This window comes from Cytobacillus gottheilii, from assembly GCF_018582665.1.
In the GTDB taxonomy this organism is placed as follows: domain Bacteria; phylum Bacillota; class Bacilli; order Bacillales; family Cytobacillaceae; genus Cytobacillus; species Cytobacillus gottheilii.
This window is the reverse complement of sequence record NZ_CP071709.1, coordinates 1,724,789-1,740,911: the sequence shown is the minus strand read 5'-3', so window position 1 is coordinate 1,740,911 and position 16,123 is coordinate 1,724,789. Positions and strand designations below refer to the sequence as shown.

The following is a 16,123-nucleotide window of genomic DNA, read 5'->3' as shown; positions in this document are numbered from 1 at the left end:
CTTCTTCTAACAACTCCTGTAAAATGCAATTTTCCTTTTATCCTAATAGCAGTTTGGCTAAAACTGCACAATTATTCTTTATTTGCTTTCACTGTCAGATAAACTGCGTTAAAATATCATTAATTAAGCGTGAGGTGAAATCATTGGAACATTTGATCAATCAAAAGGTAAAAGAAATCGAAATTTCAGGGATTAGAAAATTCTTTAATTTAGTGGCCGATACAAAAGATATGGTATCTTTAACGATTGGCCAGCCTGACTTTCCAACTCCAGATCATGTAAAAGCAGCTGGGAAACAAGCGATTGAAGATAACTTTACTACATATACTCATAATGCTGGTGACTTGAGGGTGCGAAAAGCAGCTAGTGCTTTTGTGAAAGAGAAATACCAATTATCCTATCAGCCTGAAGATGAAGTAATCGTTACAATCGGAGCGAGTGAAGCGATTGATATTACATTCCGAACAATCCTGGAAGAGGGATGCGAGGTTATTTTACCAGGTCCAGTATATCCTGGGTATGAACCAATCGTTAAATTATGCGGGGCTGTTCCCGTCTATGCCGATATAACAAAAAATCAGTTCCGATTCACAGCTGACTTAATTAGAGAACATATCAGCGACAAAACACGCTGTATCGTTCTTCCATATCCATCCAATCCAACAGGAGTCAGCTTAACAAAAGAAGAACTGACCGAAATTGCTGAACTTGTACGGGGAAAGGATATTTTTATTCTTGCCGATGAAATCTACAGTGAGCTTGTTTATGGAAAAGAACATTTCTCGGTTGGCACTATTTTAAAAGAGCAGACCATTATTATTAATGGCTTATCCAAATCACACTCTATGACAGGCTGGAGAATAGGCTTGCTGTTTGCTCCAGCATCCATCTGCAGGCATATCCTTAAGGTTCATCAGTATAATGCAACTTGCGCAACCTCTATTTCACAGATGGCTGCACTTGAAGCGTTAACAGCTGGCAAAGATGATGCACTTCCAATGAGAATACAATATGAAGAGCGCAGAGATTATGTATACAGCCGGCTACAGGATATGGGTCTTGATGTGGTAAAGCCTGACGGTGCATTTTACTTCTTTATTAAAATTCCTGCTGTTTCTCTTAACTCATTTGATTTTGCTCTGGATCTTGTTGAAAAAGCCGGTGTTGCAACAGTGCCAGGCAGCGCCTTTTCCTCCTATGGAGAAGGGTATATTAGGATTTCTTTCGCCTATTCATTAGAAACCTTAAAAACAGGGTTAGATCGAATTGAAAATTACTTAAAAGCAATTTAAAAAAACTGCCAATTGGCAGTTTTTTTGATTATCCTTTGAATTTCCCGTTATTTTTAGCTGCTTTCTCTTTCTTTGCTTTATTGTGGTGCTCCTTATTAGCAGCAGCACTTCCTAATTCATGAGCAAATTCCGTATCTGTAACAGCTGAATCGAAGCCTTTTTTATTTTTCTGATCTGGTCTATTTTTGCTGGCTTTTTTCACCATTATTAAGAACCTCCTCTTTTGTTGGTCATCTTATTTTAGGCCTGTAGAGGTTCTTAAATACCTAAAATAACTTATTGCCAGTATTTATATAATGCTTGTGTACCGCTATTTTCTTCTCCCTTTTCAGCAAGCTCGGCATACATTTTTTTAGCTAAGGACAATCCTGGTGTCATCATGCCCATGCGCTCAGCTTCTTCCAAGGCAATATTCATGTCCTTAATAAAATGCTTGATATAAAAGCCAGGTTCAAAATCACCTTTCGTCATACGAGGAGCCAGGTTCGATAATGACCAGCTGCCGGCAGCACCTGCTGAAATACTCTTTAAAACTTGTTCTGGGTTCAAGCCAGCTTTTTCAGCATAAACAATCGCTTCACTCACACCAATCATGTTGGATGCAATGGCAATCTGATTACACATTTTTGTATGCTGCCCCGAACCTGCTGGACCTTGATAAACAATATTCTGACCCATTAATTCAAGAATCGGCTTTACTTCATCAAAGTCTTCTTCTTTACCGCCAGCCATAATGGTCAGCCTTGCTTCCTTTGCCCCTATGTCTCCGCCAGATACTGGGGCATCAATCGCCCTTATTCCCTTTGCTTCGGCTTCCTGGAAGATACGCTCTGCTAAAGAGGGTGTTGATGTTGTCATATCAATTAAGTATGTATCCTGCTTGCCATTCGGAATTAACCCATTTTCACCTAGATAGACTTCTTCCACATCATGCGGATAGCCAACAATCGTAATAATCACGTTTGCTTTCTGAGCAAGATCTTTAGGCGTTTCTGCCCATTCTGCTCCCTTTTCTAAAAGTGATTCTGCTTTCTCCTTGGATCTTGTATAAACAATTAATGGATATCCGGCTTTTAACAAATGTCCTGCCATGCTGCTTCCCATTACTCCTGTTCCGATAAAGCCAATCACTGTATTTTCAATGTTTTTCAACTTTTTCATCCTTTCATACTTTTCTTCTATTTTACCATTTATCCTAGAAGGGTTTAAACTGAAAGGAACTTATTACTTTTTACGTATACATTATATTTGAGACCAAAACTGGTTTAGATATGTTTTGGCGATTACTTCCTCATCTGAAATCATTTCAACAGAAATGGCATGGCCGTTTACAATCATCTCTTCTATATCAAAGACATGTAAATCTTTTAAGAGAGGAAGCGGGTTCATATAAATAAAATTGCCGTTCTCTTCATCAGCAGCAATCAATCGGCCAGATGCCACTTCTTCTGCTCCGTACATGATTTGTTCTTCTCCTATTGCTGCTGCAAGCTCCTGATTATGAATGGTCACTCTCACTTTGTACATTTCTTTATTTTCAAGCATTTTTTCATTCATTTTAAAGCGAAATTGCAGTTCATTCTCTTTTGTCAGCATCACTTCCGCATGCTGATTGACAATGGATTCCGGTGAACCAAAAGAACAAGCATTAAGAATCATTGATGTTAACAAAATAGTAAATACCCATCCAATTTTTCTCATGTTAAAATCCTCCTTTTTCAATAAACTGTCCTTATAAAGGAGGATTTAAACCATTCAAACAGCAAAAATGCTGAATAGGTTTACGGTTTTAATATTTATACAAAAAAATAAACTGACCAAATAGTTGGCCAGTTTAAAAAGGGGGGAAAATGAGAAAAATTTCAGCTTGCTTAGCTTACTAAGAGCTTACCTCTCTATTCCCTTTATTGTTTTTCATAAACTTCTTTTAATAAAAATAGGCACTTTCTTTTCTTTAAGCCATCGTTGCAGTTTTAACAGCTTGAACAACTTCTTCAGCGGTATTCATCTGCAGAGCTTGAGATGCTAAAGCTTCCATTTCTGTTCTGTTCAGTTTGCTGATAAGCGAACGGGCTTTAAGAATGGAAGTAGCACTCATTGAAAATTCATCTAGACCTAAACCTAATAATAATGGAATAGCTGTTTCGTCTCCAGCCATTTCTCCGCACATGCCTGTCCATTTACCTTCTTTATGAGAAGCATCAATGACCATTTTAACAAGACGAAGAATCGCAGGATTGTATGGCTGATACAGGTAAGATACCCTTTCATTCATACGGTCTGCTGCCATTGTATATTGAATAAGATCGTTTGTGCCAATACTAAAGAAATCAACTTCCTTAGCAAATTGCTCAGCCATCACAGCTGTTGATGGGATCTCAACCATAATACCGATTTCAATCTCATCTGAAATCTTAACGCCTTCAGAAACAAGCTTTTCCTTTTCTTCTAAAAGAATCGCTTTAGCGTCTCTAAATTCATCAAGAGTTGCAATCATTGGGAACATGATCTTTAAGTTTCCATATGAACTAGCACGAAGAAGTGCGCGCAGCTGCGTTCTGAACATATCTTGTTCTTCTAAGCAAAGGCGGATGGCACGGAATCCAAGGAATGGATTCATTTCCTTCGGCAGATCAAGATAAGGAAGCTCCTTATCACCGCCGATATCCAATGTGCGGACAACAACCGGTTTCCCTTTCATGCCTTCTAGAACGGCTTTATACGATTCGAACTGTTCTTCTTCAGTTGGCAGGTTATCCCGGCCCATATATAAGAATTCAGTACGGTATAGACCAACAGCTTCGCCGCCATTATTCACAACACCTTCTAAATCTTTCGGTGTGCCAATATTAGCTGCAAGCTCTACATGATGCCCATCAGCAGAAACGGTCTTTTCATTAACAAGCTTCGCCCACTCAGCCTTTTGCTCTTCGTATTTGCGTGCTTCATTTTCATACTCAGCGATCACTTCAGGAGTTGGGTTGATATGTACAAGCCCTTTAATACCGTCAACAATAACAATATCACCATTCTCAATATCTCTAGTTGAGAATTTTGTTCCTACAACTGCAGGAATCTCCATAGATCTTGCCATAATGGCTGAATGCGAAGTTCTTCCGCCGATATCAGTTGTGAACCCTTTAACAAATTCACGGTTAAGCTGAGCCGTATCAGAAGGTGTTAGATCTTCTGCGATAATCACTGCTTCTTCACTGATCATGCTTGGATTAACAATTTTAACATTAAGTAAATGTGCAAGAACACGTTTGGTTACATCGCGAATATCCGCTGCACGCTCTTGCATATATTCGTTATCCATCTGTTCAAACATTGTAACGAACATATCAGAAGTTTCCTTAAGTGCCACTTCCGCATTCACTTGTTCACTCCTGATTTTATCTTCAATCGGTGAGATTAATTCCGGATCACTCAAAACAAGCAAATGAGCATCAAAAATCGCTGCTTTATCTGCACCAAGCTGTACATTTGCATTATCTCTAATTACTTCCAATTCACCCTTAGATGTGGAAAGAGCTAATTGAAAACGTGCAATCTCTTCAGCAGTATCATTGACTGTCTTTTTCTCAAAAGACAAATCAGGTTCAACTAAGCGGTATGCCTTTGCAATCGCAATACCGCTTGATGCTGCTATCCCCTGTAAAAAGCTCATTATTCAGCCAAACCTTCTTTTTTCAATGTTTCTTCTAGTGCGTTTAAAGCATCTTGCTCATCAGCACCAGCTGCACTAATTGTGATGTCTGCACCTTGGCCCACACCTAAAGACATAACACCCATGATTGATTTAAGATTAACTTTTTTTCCTTTATATTCTAAGTTGATGTCAGAATCAAATTTGCTTGCAGCTTGTACAAGCAATGTTGCAGGACGTGCGTGAATTCCAGTATCTGCGATTACTTTAAATTGTTTTTCGACCATTTTGTTCAGTCTCCTTTATCATAAAAAAATAGTGAATTTGAGTTGTCTCACTAACTTAAATAGATAAGACAATAAATCATATTTATGCAGGCTGATTTTTCGGTCAGGCCTGTTAGACTATCTCTGTCTTATTTTTCCCCTAGAAACTTTATTCATGTATGATAAAACAAAGTTTTATATCACTATACATTTAAGTGTCAGACAACCTATACCTCAAAAAAAAGAATAGCATTTCCCCTCTTTTTATACAATGGAAATGCTTTATTTTTTAAGGTTTACAGAGAGATTTTTTACGTTAACCGCTTTCATTTTCCAATGATTTCTTTTTTCATCTTTACAGTATTTAGTCCTATTCTCATTTTCATGATTGTACCTTTTAAAACCACTTCATGATCATAGCTGCGGTCCAAATATAAGTCGGTCAATTCATTTACTGATCGAGCAAGCACTTCAATAACCTGCCTTAAATCTTCTTCTTTGTAAGAAATTCGATCTTCAAGCAGTTCCTGAATAATCTCCTGTGACAAACTTTTCACACGCAGCGCCTTCTCCAGCTCCCGTTTCATTTCATCGCCAGCCTTTCATTTTTTTTACAATTATATGAAAGCTTGTGCTCTGGAATGTCTGCAGCAGATAATTATTAAAAAATGCCTGTTCACTTTGAGAAAAAATTAACATTGGATATAACCCTGCAGGATGGTTTGCATTCTGCAGGATTGTGAACACATTAATGCTATTTCTTGCTGGAGAATTTCGATAATACTTTACTCTTTATAGAGTTCGAAGGTATTTTCCCTTCTTTTTCAAGCTGCTTATGAATTTTTTTCATTTCTGCCTTTTTCTTCGTTATATATTCTTTAAAAACCTTATACTCTTTTTGTGTACCCAATTGATCGCCATACCTAACCTTTTCATAGATCGAAATAAGTTCTCTGCTATCTGTAATCCCAATTCTTTGAAACCACTCACCAATGGCTTCATAATCGTTTCTTCCTAAATGGAGCTTGGCCGCATACTTTTCAAACTGATAAATTTCCTTGCGAATGACATGATCAGGTGCAGAAGTATTCCACTGTATCTTACCTTTAGGCACCTTCTCATCAGCTGATGTTGTCATAGAAAAAGCAGTATTTTCAGCAGATTGTGCAACAAGCTGTGCTTTCGACTTTTTAATGACAAAATAAAATAAAAAGATGCAAGATGCTATGAATAAGATATAAAAGAGGATTGTAGGATCAAAGGGTTCTCGAGCTGATTTTTCAGCAGCATCAAAGATAATATCATTCTGCAGATCCTGAGTTGTATCTTCAGGCAGCCCTTGAAGCTCCACATCCGCCTCTCTTCCTTCAGTCCACATAAACAATGGAGCCGCCAGAAGTCCCCCTATAGCTGCAACTCCCTCTAATAGCAGATTGAAAAGCCACTTAATTACGCTCATACCTGCAGTAAGCAAGCCTGAAATCACCGTTATACCGCCAATAATATAGAAGAAATACTTGGTGAATTGCTTTTTTTCTTGCTGTTCTGTTTCTGCCGGCATTAATCTTCTTATAAAACCGCCAATTAAAAAGACGGCAATCTGAAGAATAATGATCGTTACAATCTGACTGCTGTCAGCAGTTGTTTCCATTTGAGCGACAAATAGCAGGACTCCTCCAATAACAAAAGTCATTAATAGCCAATATCCCGTCTGTTCACTATCCTTGTTTCTGATGGCCACAGTTGAACGCCAAAACAAAAGCAAAGACAGGCCAATCAGCAGAATGACAGGAAACCCGAATAAAATTCCGGTCAGAAGTATATAGGGTAATACTACGATGAAAAATAGGTTGTTTCCTTTGTCCGAATATTGCTCTGACAGCCATAAATACAAGAAGGCAGCAGGCACAAGTATCAGTAATAATAAACCTAAAGAAAAATAGTCATTTGCCAGTGTGTAATAAACACAAATCAGCATGCTTCCAAAAAGAATTTCAGCCAGTATTAGAATGAAATGATTCAACAGGGAAGATTTCATGATAACACCACTTTTCTTTTCACGATCGTCTTTTTATGAATTGCTGCATTTTCACCCTGAATCAGCAGATCATAAATCGATACCCCTCTTTGAGCTAATACCTGCAGTGAATCATCATACTTTGGTTCTCTGCCCCCATGTAAAAAAAACGGCTGAACAGAAAGGTGGCGAGTATAAAAAGACAGCATTTTTTCATAAGGGTATATGGAACCATGTGTATCTACGAGTGCGAGCATTTCTAAGACCTTCTGCAAATGCTCCTTGCCGGTTCCCGCAGAAATGTAATAAAAAGGTGTATTGCCAGCCTTCCGGATATTAATACACAAAGAGAAAGGGATATTCTTTTGCACAAAATAATAGGCTAAGTCAGCTGTACTTTTTAATAATTCCTCTATTTCTCCGGTAATTGAATGGCGATCCGAAATATTAATAGAAAGATTCCAGCCTGTTTCTGCCACCTTATCAAAGATTTTAGTCTGTAATACCTGCTTTCTCGCGCTCGCTTTCCAATGGATCCGATTAAAGCTGTCTGAACGATTATAATCACGCGTTCCAGCTGGAGCTAATAAATCTTCAAATAAGGAATAAGGAGCTTCGGACTCTCCCTGCCGATCTGTCATCAAGGCGTTTTTATTTTTCACATTCAAGGTCTGTGGATAAACGAGTGCTTCTTGCATCATCAGCTGGTTATATTCAAGTACGGTTTCCCCTAGACCAAAAAAGTGAGGAATATGGATCTCCATCTTTCGGATTTTAGCCATTCCTCTGTTTCTGGCAATAAAGGGAATTTTAATTATATTGGTTTGCCTGAAATTAATCGAAAATGGAATGCTAATCTCGTAAATGGACAATCTTGGCACATATGATTCATCAGAAGGTGAAACCACATCATCAAAATAGACCAGCAGCTCGCCTTTCAATATAGGAACGCCTTGATTTTCAAAATGCAGAACCCATTCACCGCTTTCCTCAGTAAAAAATTTGTCTCTGCGCTTTTGATCATGAAAGATAAGTTTTTTTCCAGCAAGCTTTAAATACTTCGCATTACTATAGCTTAAAATGATGAACATTACGGCTGCGAAAAATACCGGCCATGAATGAAAGTAAAGTGATGCAAAAAATAAGATAATCGCTATTAGCCCAGTAACTGAAAAATAATGATCCTCAACGGTATATTTCCTCCATTGCTTCATTAAAGACTACCTGTTTCTACAGGTACTGGCACTGATTCAAGCACATCCTCCAGTACATTTGTCATTGTTTTTGTTAATGACGCCTCAGTTGACAGAATTAGCCTATGTCCGAGGACAAATGGAACCATGTGTTTAATATCATCTGGTGTCACAAAGGTTTTATCCTGAATATAAGCACGTCCCTGTGCCGCTTTCATCAAGGCTAATGCAGCACGTGGACTTGCCCCCAGATCAATATCTGGATGTTGCCTTGTTTTTCGTATCACTTCCAGTAAATATTCTTCTATTGCTTCATTTATTTTGATTTGCTGTACTTCATTCTTCATATGCATAATTTCTTCATGGTTTAAGATCATTTCAATCACTGCAGCTGATGATCCTGCCCGGCCATTTTGCAGTATTTTCTTTTCTTCCTCCAAACTCGGATAACTCATTTCCAATTTAAATAAAAACCGATCCATTTGTGCAGCAGGAAGCTGGAATGTCCCTTGCTGTGAGTCCACTGGATTTTGCGTCGCTATCACCATAAATGGTTCTTGAACTTTGACAGATATTCCATCGATCGTCACTTGTCTTTCTTCCATAACCTCCAGCAGGCTCGACTGTGTTCTTGGCGTTGCGCGGTTAATTTCATCCGCAAGAACAATATTGGCAACAATTGGACCAGGGCGCAATTCAAATTCGTGCGTTTTGGGATTGAAAAACTGTATGCCTGTTACATCACTCGGAAGTACATCTGGTGTAAACTGTATTCTGGAAAACTCTCCATTTATACATCTGGAAAATGACTTTGCAAGCTGGGTTTTTCCCGTACCTGGTACACTCTCCAGCAGGATATGGCCATTAAAGAGAAGCGCAATGGTTAATAATTCTGTTTCTTCTTCCTTCCCTATGATCACTTTCGAAATTTCTGATTTTAACTTTGCTAATTTTTCCATAAGCCCTCCTTGAGAATTACCTATTAAAGTTTATAACAGTTTCCTTATTATTCTGAAATTATTTCGAAGTGAATCCCTCAGTCTGTTTAAAGTCAATCCACCAGTGCTGGCAGAATAAAAAGTTCCTCATTTTTTATTTATTGTAAACAATTACTAGTTCTAATTTTATATTAATCTATTAATTCCGAAAATTAAAGTAGATTTGTATATTTTTTGAACTTGTTGAATTTTACTTTTATTTTCGATATTATTTTAGGAAAATTAAGACATGAGAAAAAGAGGAGTGGTTTTAATGATGAGATATAAACGCGATGAAGGTTTTCGCTTTCAATTTCGAAGTCCGATTCCCGGTTTTATTCAGAAACCGCAGCAGGATAGTGAGCCTATTGCCATCCTTATTCCTGATATGAGTCCTAATGGCCTCAAATTGCATGCTGAAACAAAACTCATGTCAAACGAATTATACGAAGTGCATTTTACCCTCAATGATCAAAAGATGCGCATTCTCGGCACTATTGTTTGGATTAAACAAATAGGAAGCATTTATACGTACGGTCTTCAAGGAATCAATGACAAAGAATCGATGAAAGCAATTGTAGAGGGCTTAAAAGTATATTCAAAAAAGGCTTATCAGCACATTAAAGATAGATAAAATACCGGAAATTCGAAAGGAAAACTTTTGAACGTCAAGCATATAAGAGAAGTCGTTGTTTGATGGTTCTTAAACTGTATTCCAAAAAAATCTTTTCCGGATATTCCTCCAAGCTGCTCTTTTTTAATCACGGTTTGTATTAAAAAAACGGGATGGCTTCCATGCAGTACACTGCATATAGGAGACCTTCCCGCTTAAATCCTTTTCCATATTTAGCTTCTTGGTTCTGAAAGATAGTGATATAAAACATCCCCGCTTCTTTGAGCGATTCCACGAAAGTGTTTAAAGTCCTCTCGATTTACAATAATGCTTCTAATGGGCAGAAAATCCTCTTTTTTCACATAGTATTCTGATAGCTCTCCATTTTTTAGTTTATCTAAAATCTCATTGATATACTGTGAGTCCATCTTTAACACTCCTTAACAATTATAGGCAATCGCTAATGAATTAACGAAATATAGATAAAATTCTTTACGAATTGAATATTATAGTGCAAAATATAAAATAAATCTACATGAATTTGGCAGGAAAAGGGGAGAAGCTGTTGAAAAAGGCTGAAGTTGGAAACATAATTGAATTCCGTGAAGGCTTACAGGGAATCGTCGAGAAGGTCAATGAAAATTCTGTTATTGTTGATTTAACTTATATGGATAATTATCGCGATCTGGAGCTGGAACAAAGAACAGTCGTCAACCATAAAAATTATAAGATTGTAAATGAATAATTAAAGCTTAAACATACTAAACAAATAAAACAATGGAAACCCTGTCATTATGGCAGGGTTTCTCTTCGTATCCCATAGTTGAAATATTGATTAAGCTTCATCTTTCCCCTGCGATAATTCTTTAAATGATTTTACTTTTCCATGTGGATGCTGGTCTTGCTTTCTTACTGTCCAGGCACGTTCTTTTTCACGTTTTTGCTTTGTCATTTCCAAAACCTCCTTCCTATGACCGATGCATGTATTTTTCCAATTCAAACACTTCGTTATACTGTTTGTTTGTTCCATTTTTTGTGGATTTGTCATAATGTAATCATTCGCAAGGCTTTCGCTAGAGGCTGAAGTGCGTTAAAATAAGGATTGGTTTTCTTTTGAGGAAAGGAGGTTATACTATCAGTGACTGACATATTCCGAGATATCCGGCTATTATTCGCACTTATTCTCGCACATGGTCTTATGTACTTTACTTTTTCCGATCGGGGTGTGTTTTGGTACATATTTTCAGCCACTATGCTTTTCTTAATCAGCTATGCGATCTTAAATGAAGATGTTGAAGATGAGGAGCCCTTTTGGACATATCTTTTCTATGGGATTTTGTCTGGTATTCTATTGTTTGCTGTTTTCTGGACAGGCTTCCATTTAATGCAGCTAATTGGGCTGCCTATTGAAAAAAGTGCCGCTAGGCTTTATCGTGATTTTTCGCCAGCCAACCTTTGGCACTATATTATTATGCTGCTTATTATCGTTCCTGGTGAGGAACTATTTTGGAGAGGTTTTGTTCAAAAAAGGCTAATGCGCTTTGCCGGAGTCTTTCCCAGTATTCTAATCGCATCGCTGCTTTATGCTTCTGTTTCTCTCTATTCTGGTGAAATTATTCTGCCTTTAGCAGCATTAATTGGCGGCTTGTTTTGGGGAATTTTATATGTGTGGAAACGCAGTATTCCAATGCTCATTGTCTCACATTTAATATTTGATGTATTTTTATTTTTATTATTTCCACTCGTATAAGTTAAGGATTTTCTGCAAAATATCGTTTTTTTTGTAACCTTATATAAAAAAAAACGTCATATTTAGTAGAACATATAATTACGACACTAGGAGGACTTACAACCAATGAAACCATTAAAGCTTCTATTTATGAGTGTATTGTTTGCTCTATTACTTGCAGGCTGCGGCACCGCAGATCAGGCAGAAGAACCTGACAATAGTGCAGCAGATACGAATACGGAAACAGAAGAACATCAAGACCATACAGATAGCACACAAGGCGATGATGCATCTGATGATTCAGAAGCAGATGAACCTGTAGAGGATTCAAGCGAAAATGACAGTGACCAAGCAAACGAAAACGACCAAAGCATTCGAGTAATGGAACAAAATCTTCAATATGAGCAAGATGGAGAAATGAAAGAAGAAACTGCATTTCTTACCAAAAGCGATAACATGGCTTATTCCCTATATGTATTGCCTGAGTATGAGCTGACAGGTGAAGAGCCAAATAAAGATGTTCTTTATTTTAAAGAAGATGATCTGCATTTTATGAGAATTGAGCTTATTCCTGAAGGCCAGGAAGAAGCTATGCTCGAGGAAAATACAATTGCCCAGCTTGAAGCTGTCAGTGAAGATGTACAATCAGTAGAGCTGCCTCAGGAAGATGCCTTCCAAAACGCAAAAGGCTTTGCAGCAGATAATGGTGAAGATGCTGTTTCAGCTTATATTGTTCACAATGATCAAGCTGACTTTAAAATTTCGATTTACTCCAAAACTGGTGCTCAGCATCAAGATGCCTTTTTAAAAATGGCTGCAACAATCATGGAAGACTAATATTAGCACGTTAACTTAATAATACGGCAAAAAGGTCATATCCTCTTGGATGTGACCTTTTCTTTTCTTTCTCTTAGCTCCCTTTATGATCTCCGCGGAAAGGTTTCATCCATAAAACAATAATAAAACCAAGGCTCACATATCCAAACAGTGGATACATATAAGAAAGTAAAGTCCCATAATTAATCATACTTGCAATATAACTGATTATAAAAATAAAAGAGACAGTTATGATCGCCGGCATATTGATATATTGCCTAATTTGTCTCTCTAAGCCAAAAGCATTTCCAACAACAGATGTTAGAATTTCACCGTAAATAACAAATACGAAAATCCAATAAAACGAAGCAGCCAATGTTTTCATCACAACTGCCATAGGAATATTATAAGATTCTAAATCGGGAAGCATGACCAAGGCAGCATGACTGGATAGAAGAATTACTGTTAGTGCCGCACCTCCCAAAATGCCTCCCCATTTAATACTGCTATCATCTTTAATATCAGAAGCAACAGGAACTAGCACTGCTTGAGAAAGCGCTAAATTTAGAGCTGTATATGAGAAAGGAGCAATCACTGCCTTCCAGCCGTCATCAGCATATGGAATGTATACGAGATTTCCCCAAAAGTCAGGCAGCTGCATGGAAAATAACATCAGCATAAAGCTAAAAGCAATCATCATCGGTACCACGAGTACGTTAATTGCGAATAACCCTTTAATCCCACGTACAATGGTCAGCAATGAAATGGCAATCGTGATGAGGACACCGATATTTTTTGGTATACCGAGCTGTTCTTCAAATACTGCACCTGCTCCCGATAACATAACTGCACATACACCTAGTAGCATGATTAGCATAAAAACATTTAAAAATGAACCTAATACTCTGCCAAACAAGTATTCGTTTAATTCCTGATATGATTTTGCTTGGATACGAGCCGCAATCCGCATCATTTTAGAGCCCATAAAAATAAAAATATATCCGCTCATTAAAATTCCTATTAAGCCAAATAAGCCGAACCGTGAGAAAAACTCAACGATCTCTCTCCCTGTAGCAAACCCCGCACCAACGACTGTTCCAACATATACAGCAGCTATTTGAAAGGCAGCAGCCCAATTTGTTTTCACAAGAATCTCTCCCTTCCTATTCAAATATATGTTGAAAGGGACAAACAATGACGAGCATTTCTTCCTATGTTAAGAATATCTGCTCTCCCCTACTGTACATTCTTTGTAATCTTCAACTACGTCACATATACAAGGCAGGAGCGCTTTAATACAAACGCCAAGTAACTGCATGAAATAAATACCAGAATCAAAATGCTTGAAAGTCAGTAAAGGTCAAATTATAATAAAGTCAAAGATAGTCAAAGTCAAAAGGGGGAACTTATTATGAACTGTCAAAAATGTCAGCAAAACACAGCATCCATTCAAATGGTGTACCGGGTAAATGGAAATAAAACAAAGCTTCAGTTATGCCATAGCTGTTATGAAGCTGAAAAACAAAAGGCACTCCCTGCTTTTGGTCCATCATCACAATATTTTTCAGGATTTAACGGGATGCCTATAGATTCATTATTTAATCAAATGAAGAAAAATGAAAATATATCTGATACACAAAAAGCTAGCCGCCAGCAAAACAGGAGCGGTTTTATTGATCAAATGGGACGAAACTTGACTCATATGGCAAAGGCAGGACTTATTGATCCGGTCATTGGCCGAGATGAAGAAATTAAACGAGTAATAGAAATCCTCAATCGCCGCACCAAAAACAACCCAGTTTTAATTGGAGAGCCTGGTGTTGGGAAAACTGCCATTGCTGAAGGTCTTGCACTGAAAATCGCTAATGGAGAAGTTCCTAAAAAACTAGAAGGTAAAGAGGTTTACTTGCTTGATGTTGCTTCTCTTGTCTCTAATACAGGAATTAGAGGACAATTTGAAGAAAGAATGAAAAAGCTAATTCAAGAGGTTCAGCACCGTAAAAATATCATTTTATTCATTGATGAGCTCCACCTCTTAGTCGGTGCAGGATCTGCAGAAGGCTCAATGGATGCCGGCAATATTCTGAAACCTTCCCTTGCAAGAGGAGAACTGCAGCTAGTTGGTGCAACTACATTAAAAGAATATCGAACAATTGAAAAGGATGCAGCCTTAGAACGAAGATTTCAGCCTGTTCATGTAAAAGAGCCATCCATTGAAGAAGCCATATCGATTTTACAAGGATTAAAAGCAAAATATGAAGAATATCATGAAGTAACATTTAGCCAAGAAGCCATTGAGGCATGTGTCCGTTTGTCACAACGCTATATTCAGGACCGTTTCCTTCCAGATAAAGCCATTGATTTAATGGACGAGGCTGGTTCTAAACTCAACCTTGAATTAAAACACCAGCCACATGAAGATCTGGAAACACAGTTAAAAGAAATTCATATGCGTAAGGAACAGGTTTTAAAAGAGGAAAATTATGAAGAAGCCGCCAAACTTCGAGAGGAAGAGCTACAACTCGAGAAGAAGCTCAATGACCCAGCTAAACCTGAAAAGTTAACAGTTGATTTGTTATTGATCCAGCAAATTATTGAGCAAAAAACCGGCATTCCAGTCGGACAGTTATTAGACGATGATAAGTCTAAGATGCAAAATCTAGAACATAACTTAACGAAAAAAGTTATTGGTCAAAAAGAAGCTGTCACTAAAGTAGCAAAGGCAATCCGCCGCAGCCGTGCTGGTCTTAAACCTAAGAACCGTCCAATTGGCTCATTCTTATTTGTTGGACCAACAGGGGTTGGGAAAACAGAACTGACTAAAACCCTTGCTGAAGTGCTTTTTGGAACGAAAGAAAGCATGATTCGTCTTGATATGAGTGAATTCATGGAAAAACATAGTGTTTCAAAAATTATAGGTTCACCTCCAGGCTATGTCGGATATGAGGAAGCTGGACAGCTTACTGAAAAAGTGCGCCGCAATCCATATAGCATTATTCTCCTTGATGAAATCGAGAAAGCTCATCCTGATGTTCAGCATATGTTCCTGCAAATACTTGAAGATGGACGATTAACAGACAGTCAGGGCAGAACGGTCAGCTTCAAGGATAGCGTCATTATTATGACGAGTAACGCTGGTATCGGCCATAAAGAAACAAAGGTTGGTTTTGGCGCACAATCAGCTGTAAATGAAGCAACTATTTTAGATTCTTTAGGAGGATTTTTCAAGCCTGAGTTTTTAAACCGCTTTGATAGCATTATTGAATTTAAATCCTTACTGCCTGAAGATTTATTGAAAATAACTGATATCCTTCTTGCTGATCTAATTCATTCATTAAAAGAACAGCAAATAGAACTGCAAATTGATGACACTGTGAAAGTAAAGCTGGCAGAATTAGGCTATGATCCTAAGTTTGGGGCACGTCCGCTCAGAAGAGTGATTCAAGATCAGCTCGAAGATGTAATTGCCGACTTTATCATTGACCAGGAAGATTGCAAACGTCTGTATGCTGCTCTTGAGAATGATAAAATCGTGATTACAGCTTAAACATTTCTTTTTATACTAATAAGG

Annotated in this window: 18 protein-coding genes; 6 read left to right on the top strand and 12 right to left on the bottom strand. The window is 37.8% G+C overall.

All coding sequences use genetic code 11. The features are described from left to right. Positions 1-143: 143 nt before the first annotated feature. On the top strand, positions 144-1,292 hold the full coding sequence (locus tag J1899_RS08660) for an aminotransferase A (RefSeq protein ID WP_066447148.1): 1,149 nt from the start codon (positions 144-146) through the stop codon (positions 1,290-1,292). Between the two features lie 28 nt (positions 1,293-1,320). Here the strand turns inward: J1899_RS08660 and J1899_RS08655 are convergent, their stop codons facing one another. From J1899_RS08655 to J1899_RS08615, 9 genes are all read right to left on the bottom strand, one after another. Continuing rightward, positions 1,321-1,497, bottom strand: a complete 177-nt coding sequence (locus J1899_RS08655) for a hypothetical protein (RefSeq protein ID WP_180320231.1) — start codon at positions 1,495-1,497, stop codon at positions 1,321-1,323. 71 nt (positions 1,498-1,568) lie between these two features. Beyond that, positions 1,569-2,453 (bottom strand): NAD(P)-dependent oxidoreductase, encoded by an 885-nt coding sequence (locus tag J1899_RS08650; RefSeq protein WP_281420688.1) that lies wholly within the window; start codon positions 2,451-2,453, stop codon positions 1,569-1,571. 81 nt (positions 2,454-2,534) lie between these two features. After that, positions 2,535-2,993, bottom strand: a complete 459-nt coding sequence (locus J1899_RS08645) for a hypothetical protein (protein ID WP_246586623.1) — start codon at positions 2,991-2,993, stop codon at positions 2,535-2,537. Between the two features lie 253 nt (positions 2,994-3,246). Beyond that, positions 3,247-4,962, bottom strand: a complete 1,716-nt coding sequence (gene ptsP, locus J1899_RS08640) for a phosphoenolpyruvate--protein phosphotransferase (RefSeq protein ID WP_066447156.1) — start codon at positions 4,960-4,962, stop codon at positions 3,247-3,249. Beyond that, positions 4,962-5,228 (bottom strand): phosphocarrier protein HPr, encoded by a 267-nt coding sequence (locus J1899_RS08635; protein ID WP_066447158.1) that lies wholly within the window; start codon positions 5,226-5,228, stop codon positions 4,962-4,964. The genes ptsP and J1899_RS08635 overlap by 1 nt, the downstream gene beginning before the upstream one ends. A 305-nt stretch (positions 5,229-5,533) precedes the next feature. Then, positions 5,534-5,794, bottom strand: coding sequence for a hypothetical protein (locus tag J1899_RS08630; RefSeq protein ID WP_066447159.1), 261 nt, complete (start codon positions 5,792-5,794; stop codon positions 5,534-5,536). Between the two features lie 167 nt (positions 5,795-5,961). Beyond that, the gene (locus tag J1899_RS08625) at positions 5,962-7,245 is read right to left on the bottom strand and encodes a hypothetical protein (RefSeq protein ID WP_214478425.1); all 1,284 of its coding nucleotides are present in this window, start codon (positions 7,243-7,245) and stop codon (positions 5,962-5,964) included. Further along, entirely contained in the window at positions 7,242-8,438 is a 1,197-nt protein-coding gene (locus J1899_RS08620) for a DUF58 domain-containing protein (RefSeq protein WP_066447171.1), read from the bottom strand. The genes J1899_RS08625 and J1899_RS08620 overlap by 4 nt, the downstream gene beginning before the upstream one ends. Beyond that, complete coding sequence (locus tag J1899_RS08615; protein ID WP_214478424.1) at positions 8,438-9,376, bottom strand: AAA family ATPase; 939 nt, start codon at positions 9,374-9,376, stop codon at positions 8,438-8,440. Before J1899_RS08615 ends, J1899_RS08620 begins: the two co-directional genes overlap by 1 nt. A gap of 292 nt (positions 9,377-9,668) precedes the next feature. On the opposite strand from J1899_RS08615, the gene J1899_RS08610 reads away from it, so the two are divergent. After that, positions 9,669-10,028, top strand: coding sequence for a PilZ domain-containing protein (locus J1899_RS08610; protein WP_214478423.1), 360 nt, complete (start codon positions 9,669-9,671; stop codon positions 10,026-10,028). Positions 10,029-10,240: 212 nt separating this feature from the next. On the opposite strand, the gene J1899_RS08605 is transcribed toward J1899_RS08610, so the two are convergent. Beyond that, complete coding sequence (locus J1899_RS08605; RefSeq protein WP_066447184.1) at positions 10,241-10,435, bottom strand: hypothetical protein; 195 nt, start codon at positions 10,433-10,435, stop codon at positions 10,241-10,243. A 137-nt stretch (positions 10,436-10,572) separates the two neighbouring features. Between J1899_RS08605 and J1899_RS08600 the strand changes: the two genes are divergently transcribed. Further along, positions 10,573-10,752: a YkvS family protein gene (locus J1899_RS08600; RefSeq protein ID WP_066447187.1), complete on the top strand. Its 180-nt coding sequence runs from the start codon at positions 10,573-10,575 to the stop codon at positions 10,750-10,752. A gap of 90 nt (positions 10,753-10,842) precedes the next feature. Here the strand turns inward: J1899_RS08600 and J1899_RS22615 are convergent, their stop codons facing one another. Continuing rightward, the gene (locus tag J1899_RS22615; RefSeq protein ID WP_246586622.1) at positions 10,843-10,959 is read right to left on the bottom strand and encodes a DUF6254 family protein; all 117 of its coding nucleotides are present in this window, start codon (positions 10,957-10,959) and stop codon (positions 10,843-10,845) included. 186 nt (positions 10,960-11,145) lie between these two features. Here J1899_RS22615 and J1899_RS08595 point away from each other — a divergent pair, with 186 nt between their 5' ends. Together J1899_RS08595 and J1899_RS08590 are read left to right on the top strand one after the other, a co-directional pair. Continuing rightward, complete coding sequence (locus J1899_RS08595) at positions 11,146-11,757, top strand: CPBP family intramembrane glutamic endopeptidase (RefSeq protein WP_246586621.1); 612 nt, start codon at positions 11,146-11,148, stop codon at positions 11,755-11,757. A 105-nt stretch (positions 11,758-11,862) separates the two neighbouring features. After that, entirely contained in the window at positions 11,863-12,573 is a 711-nt protein-coding gene (locus tag J1899_RS08590) for a hypothetical protein (protein ID WP_214478422.1), read from the top strand. Between the two features lie 73 nt (positions 12,574-12,646). On the opposite strand, the gene J1899_RS08585 is transcribed toward J1899_RS08590, so the two are convergent. Continuing rightward, on the bottom strand, positions 12,647-13,699 hold the full coding sequence (locus J1899_RS08585) for a YkvI family membrane protein (protein WP_066447193.1): 1,053 nt from the start codon (positions 13,697-13,699) through the stop codon (positions 12,647-12,649). 264 nt (positions 13,700-13,963) lie between these two features. Here J1899_RS08585 and J1899_RS08580 point away from each other — a divergent pair, with 264 nt between their 5' ends. Next, a complete protein-coding gene (locus J1899_RS08580; protein ID WP_214478421.1) occupies positions 13,964-16,099 on the top strand; it encodes an ATP-dependent Clp protease ATP-binding subunit in 2,136 nt (711 codons plus the stop codon). Positions 16,100-16,123: the final 24 nt, after the last annotated feature.